Source organism: Nostoc sp. FACHB-888 (assembly GCF_014696655.1).
Lineage (GTDB): Bacteria > Cyanobacteriota > Cyanobacteriia > Cyanobacteriales > Nostocaceae > Nostoc.
Genome location: NZ_JACJQM010000242.1, coordinates 1 through 5,510 on the forward strand (window position 1 = coordinate 1; position 5,510 = coordinate 5,510).

At 39.3% G+C, this 5,510-nt stretch carries 6 protein-coding genes; 2 read left to right on the forward strand and 4 right to left on the reverse strand.

The features are described from left to right. Window positions 1–124 (forward strand): transposase (locus H6G26_RS37875; RefSeq protein WP_190736656.1); only part of this gene is annotated, 124 nt, incomplete at its 5' end. Between the two features lie 136 nt (window positions 125–260). Here the strand turns inward: H6G26_RS37875 and H6G26_RS37880 are convergent. Together H6G26_RS37880 and H6G26_RS37885 are read right to left on the reverse strand one after the other, a co-directional pair. Beyond that, window positions 261–1,028 (reverse strand): DUF4058 family protein, encoded by a 768-nt coding sequence (locus tag H6G26_RS37880; protein ID WP_190736807.1) that lies wholly within the window; start codon window positions 1,026–1,028, stop codon window positions 261–263. Window positions 1,029–1,096: 68 nt separating this feature from the next. Then, on the reverse strand, window positions 1,097–1,636 hold the full coding sequence (locus H6G26_RS37885; protein WP_190736808.1) for an SH3 domain-containing protein: 540 nt from the start codon (window positions 1,634–1,636) through the stop codon (window positions 1,097–1,099). Window positions 1,637–1,841: 205 nt separating this feature from the next. On the opposite strand from H6G26_RS37885, the gene H6G26_RS43435 reads away from it, so the two are divergent. Then, window positions 1,842–2,132, forward strand: a complete 291-nt coding sequence (locus tag H6G26_RS43435) for a TauD/TfdA family dioxygenase (protein WP_242054257.1) — start codon at window positions 1,842–1,844, stop codon at window positions 2,130–2,132. Here the strand turns inward: H6G26_RS43435 and H6G26_RS37895 are convergent. Further along, a complete protein-coding gene (locus tag H6G26_RS37895) occupies window positions 2,088–3,596 on the reverse strand; it encodes a UbiD family decarboxylase (RefSeq protein ID WP_190736810.1) in 1,509 nt (502 codons plus the stop codon). The two genes, H6G26_RS43435 and H6G26_RS37895, sit on opposite strands and share 45 nt — an antisense overlap. Window positions 3,597–4,287: 691 nt before the next feature. After that, window positions 4,288–5,010, reverse strand: a complete 723-nt coding sequence (locus H6G26_RS37900) for a carbonic anhydrase (RefSeq protein ID WP_190736812.1) — start codon at window positions 5,008–5,010, stop codon at window positions 4,288–4,290. Window positions 5,011–5,510 lie beyond the last annotated feature (500 nt).

Here is a 5,510-nt window from a genome sequence, read left to right on the forward strand (position 1 = left end):
AAATAGTGGCATGGTTGAGGGAATTAATAACAAGCTTAAACTGATTAAACGTTCTGGTTATGGATTTAGAAGCTTTGAAAATTTTAGAGTCAGATGCTTATTAAATTGGCATTTTATTTATTAGTTTGGCATAACAAGTACTGAAAAGCCTTTAAATTTTAGTGTCCTAGTTAACGGTAGTGACTTTCTATAGAGTATATAAATACAATTTTTTATAAGGTTTTTAACCTGATCGAAATATTAAAGTTATAACCCTGGATTTATAAATGCACATCCACCCAACCTCTATCCCGTTCTAACAACCGTGATACTGGCTTTTGATTGTAATCTATTACCAAATCATAACTTGTACGGTCATAAATCCCAGTTAATAAACTCTGCAAATCCACTAATGGTTCACTATCACCAGTTCGCAAAGGCAAGGCAAATGAGGGAATTACATCTGGCAAGTTAAAGGCATATAAATCAGATTGCGGACGATGTTCTGCCCGACTAACCAAAATCCGATAATCATTTTGCGTACCATCCCCAAAAACTAACATTGGTTCCCCAGCACGCAATAAATCAATTTCTACCAAATGTGTTGAACTTCCCAATACTCGCTGCCGCTTAGTTTCGTATGCGTTGCATCCTTCCCCTTTACGTTTAATTTTAGGTGATAAAATTTCAATTACTGTTACTACTTCTTTTGTTCCTACCTTTCGCACCTCTAAATATCTCTCCTTCACTATCTCAGGCATAGGAACTGTCACCATTTTAGGTTGAACGGCAGGTGCAGCTACAACTATATTCGGTAGTTCACGATTTGTTGTTGTCTGTGAATTTTGTACGATTACATCAAGAATACCAATCAAAAGTTTATCATCGCTAGTAGTTTGATAAATTCGCTCTTCAATGGCGACAAAATATTTCGGATGTAATTGAGGAGAGAGGTAGTCTGCGATCGCTACTATTAGTCTCCCATGTACTCCTGGCCATAATTCAGGATCTTCTAAATACGGGTTCATTCCTGGAAATGGATAAGTCATAACAAATATCTCAAAACCAAATTTTAAACCTAATTTTCATAGCCCCTCTCTTTGAAGGAGAAGGGGTTCTAAGAACAAGTAGTAAGGGCTGCACCACATTGATCTTCCCTTGTCAACCAACCTTTAACACCTTGATATTCCACCTGCGCCCAATCTCCCTGACAGCCTAACAACTTAACAACCGTATTAGCAGGAATTCTTCGCACTTTTAGGCTTTGTTGATTGGTACTAGCATATAAATCCACGCTATTAGTTCCATAGCCCCGCGTTGTTAGCCCTAACTTTGGCACGGATACCCATCCAGTTCCTTGAAAACCATCGCTAGCATTAGTAATTTGTACCCAATTTCTAGCAGCACCAATAACCTGAACTGTTTCGTTGATGGGGATTTGCCCTAGAATCGTGTTATTTGTACTTGCACCACTCCGCACATTTAAACCTTGCGGATCTGTATCGGTGACGTAAGCAAAAATATCGCACTTTTGTGGATCAATTGATTTCGCTAAAGCTATTCGATGAGCTATGCCAGTATTGAGTATGACACTAATACAACTGAATGCCAATCTTATCACTAAAATTGATGCTGGATTTTTAACTTTTCTTGTCATAATTTGCTCAAGTTTTTTACTTCAGTATCTAAAATTGGAGCTTTATTTCTATCTCATAATCTACCCAAAAAAATTAGGGCTAACTTTGTAACACAGTTCTCTAAAAGGGATTTTAGTACTGTAATAACACTCCTAATTTTACAAAATTTAGTCCTGCGATGTCTACGATGGGATACGCCTACGCAGATGGATGAAACACAACGACATGATTGTGTACTCAAAGTTTATTAATAGTCGATTGTCTACAAAGCAGTTAAGCCCAAATATCCTTAAATTTGAGGATGATTCAGATATTTCTGAAGAGGTTGTCTCTGAACTGAATAAAATTGCTGAAAAAATCACCACGGAAACTTCGTGGCGTAAAGGAGATATTTTAATGATTGATAATACTAGGATACTTCAGTGTAAGCTGATAGCCAGCATAGATTTTTGCCAGTTTCTACCTAACACGTTACTTCATATCATAGCCAAACAAATTCGGGTCTACTTCTCCTAATTGCAACTCTGCCAAACCATATTCCGCCCATCGCCTTTCTACCATCGCCGCCACATCTGGGTCAGATTCCAAAGGCAAACCCCATTCATGGTCTGTTTCCGGCGGAATCTTTGTAGTTGCATCAATTCCCATGCGTCCACCTAAGCCAATCTTTTCACTGGCAAAATCTAACGTATCAAAAGGCGTATTTGGCAAAATAAAGACATCCCGCACTGGGTCAACTTTAGAACTAATCGCCCACACCACTTGACGCGGATCGCGAATATTTATGTCTTTATCCACAACAATTACAAATTTTGTGTATGTAAACTGTGGTAAAGCACTCCAAAATGCTAAAGCCGCCCTTCGCGCTTGTCCCGGATATGCTTTATCAATGGAAATAATTGCGGCTTTGTAACTTAATGCTTCCATCGGGAGGAAGAAATCGACAATTTCTGATACTTGTTGCCGCAGTATTGGGGTATAGATGCGATTAAGTGCGATCGCCATCATCGCTTCTTCTTTAGGTGGACGACCGCTAAATGTTGTTAAGTAAATCGGATTTTTCCGATGCGTCATACACTCAAAACGTACCAACGGCGAATCCTCAACGCCGCCGTAATAACCCATGTGGTCGCCAAATGGCCCATCTGGTAAAACTTCCCCTGGTGTAATTGTCCCTTCTAAGACGAATTCTGAATCTGCGGGAACTTCCAAATCGACGGTTTTACACTTCGCCAACTGCACACCAGAACCGCCGTACAATCCAGCAAACAGCCATTCTGATAAATCTACAGGTATGGGCGTGGCAGCTGCCATGATAATTAAAGGATCTACACCAAGTGCGATCGCAACTTCTAATTTCTTCCCACGTTCAGCCGCTTTTCGCAAATGCCTTGCCCCACCCCGCACTGATAACCAGTGAACCGTCATCGTATTTTTGGATTGTAGTTGTAACCGATACACACCTACATTTGGTGTACCAGTTTCACAATCCTTAGTTATTACTAGTCCCAGCGTAATAATCTTGCCAGCATCACCAATATAAGGACGTATTAAAGGCAACTTATTTAAATCTAAATCATTACCTTGAAGCACAACTTGCTGACAAGCCGGGAAAAAGTCCCGCCCTGGTTTCGCTTTCACCACATCAAACAGCACTTTCCCAAAATCTATCGCCTGGGAAATTTTCTTCGGCGGTTTTGGCTGTTGCAGCATACTCAATTTTTTCCCCAGAGTTTCCAATTCCTCTGGATGCTGCATATTCATCGCCCAGCAAATCCTTTCCACAGTTCCCATCAAATTCACCGCCACCGGGAAGGAAGCGCCTTTGACGTTTTCAAACAACAATCCTGGGCCACCTTTTTGCAGCATACGGTTAGAAATCTCGGCAATTTCTAAATTTGGGTCAACTAAAGCTGAAATCCGCCGTAATTGTCCTCTTTCTTCCAAAATTTTAATGAATCCCCGCAAGTCTCTTGCCATTGTTCTAATAAAGCTGATTATTTAAGAAGTGTGAAGCGCTTTCTTATATTATGGGGCATAGGGCACTTGTACTGAGCTTTACCGTAAAGCCTACGGCATAGCAACTCTTAGAGACGCTACCCTTTCTTCTCTGTAGGAGTACGCTTTGGGCGCAGCCTCTCATAGAGAAGTATTGGACATGGTGCATTGGGAAATAGTTTTCCGTGTGCTCCTCTCCTAATTTGGTAAATTATTGGGTTTAATTGGAAATTAACCTATTTAGTAACTGTTCTTAACTGTGTTTTCCAAAGTATTTAGGTATCTTATTTAGGGATACGCAATTATTTTTGATAAATAAGCGCTAACCTAATCAAACATGGCCAGAATATACTATACCTTCCTGGCAGGCGGCCTTGTTATGTGGCCTCTGCTGGGTTTATTTTTTACAAGGTTTAACTGTGCTTTGCTTTTGGGTTTTTCTGAATTTTTCTAACCTAAACATTGCGACATAATGCCATTTCAAAAATCTTTGCAACAAATGCATCAGCTATATAGGCGTACATCTGTACACCCCCATAAATGTTGACAAAAGGATTTTTTAAATATTCTAGAATATCATGTCCGCTTGATTGTTTATTAAAAAATATTTGATAATTGATAATTTTTACAACATTATTAAACTAACATTTATGGAATAAAGCATATCAGATATTTAAGTAATAATATTGATTTTACCAGTGTCAATATCGTAACAAGCACCAACAATTTTTAGTTTACCTTTATGGAGTAACTTAGCTAAAATAGTTGAGTTTTCCTGCAATTTTTCAGTCTGATATTGAATGTTGGCAATAATCGCATCTTGCATACTGTCACCAGTTCTTAGCTTTACCCTTTCTAGAGATGGTTTGATGCCTTCAACAATCAAACCGATTCTGCCAGGAAGTGGTTCGTTTTTGATTGCTTCTGCCACTGCACCGCATCTTTTATGACCCAAAACCACAATCAACTGCGAACCCAATACTGTTGTAGAATATTCCAGACTGCCTATAACCGTGTCACTGACGACATTACCAGCAACTCTAACGACAAATAAATCTCCAAGTCCTTGATCGAAGACGATTTCCGCAGGTACTCTAGAATCTGCACAACCTAATATAGCAGCAAACGGATACTGAGCTTTAGCAACTAATCGTAGACGTTCTAATGATTGATCGGGGTATTTGCGTTTTTGATTGATAAATCTTTGATTACCATCCAGTAAGCGTTTGATAGCTTCATTAGGACTAACTGGATTAGGGTTATCTGGATGAATATCAGCAACAGCAGTTTGCTCTGTACTCCAAAAGCTATCACCAAAAGCAGTAGCCGCAATACCTACTACACTTGCAAATTTTAAGAAATTGCGTCGTCCTACAAATCCATTAATTCGACTCATCAATCTACCTGGCAACAACAAAGCTGTTCTCAAGAAGATATCAGACTTAACTAAGATGTGAGAGTACCTTATTACACGGTTTAAGAGTCATTTAATCTTCACATTGGATCGTAATTTATAACTTAAGTAGATAGGCATAATTAAACATACAATATAATCGTAGTTCGTAGTGAGCGATTCATCGCTCATAGCAAATTTCATCAGGACTAAAGTCCTTACTACAAACTTTAATCTATTTACGCTTATTTACTTTTTTAGGACTTATGGAATAAGGAACCGCAGAGGCGCAGAGAAGCCAGTGCGTTGGGCGGGTTTCCCGACTTATAGCAACTGGCGCGACACGGAGAAAAGATAGCTTGAGAGAGATTTTGCGTAAGTCCTATTGTTGTATGTATTCTCAGAGGATGTTTGAAAAGTCCTCATCTTGGTAGCAAAACGTTTTAGATCCCCCTAAATCCCCCTTAAAAAGGGGGACTCTGATTCCGGTTCCCCCCTTAAAA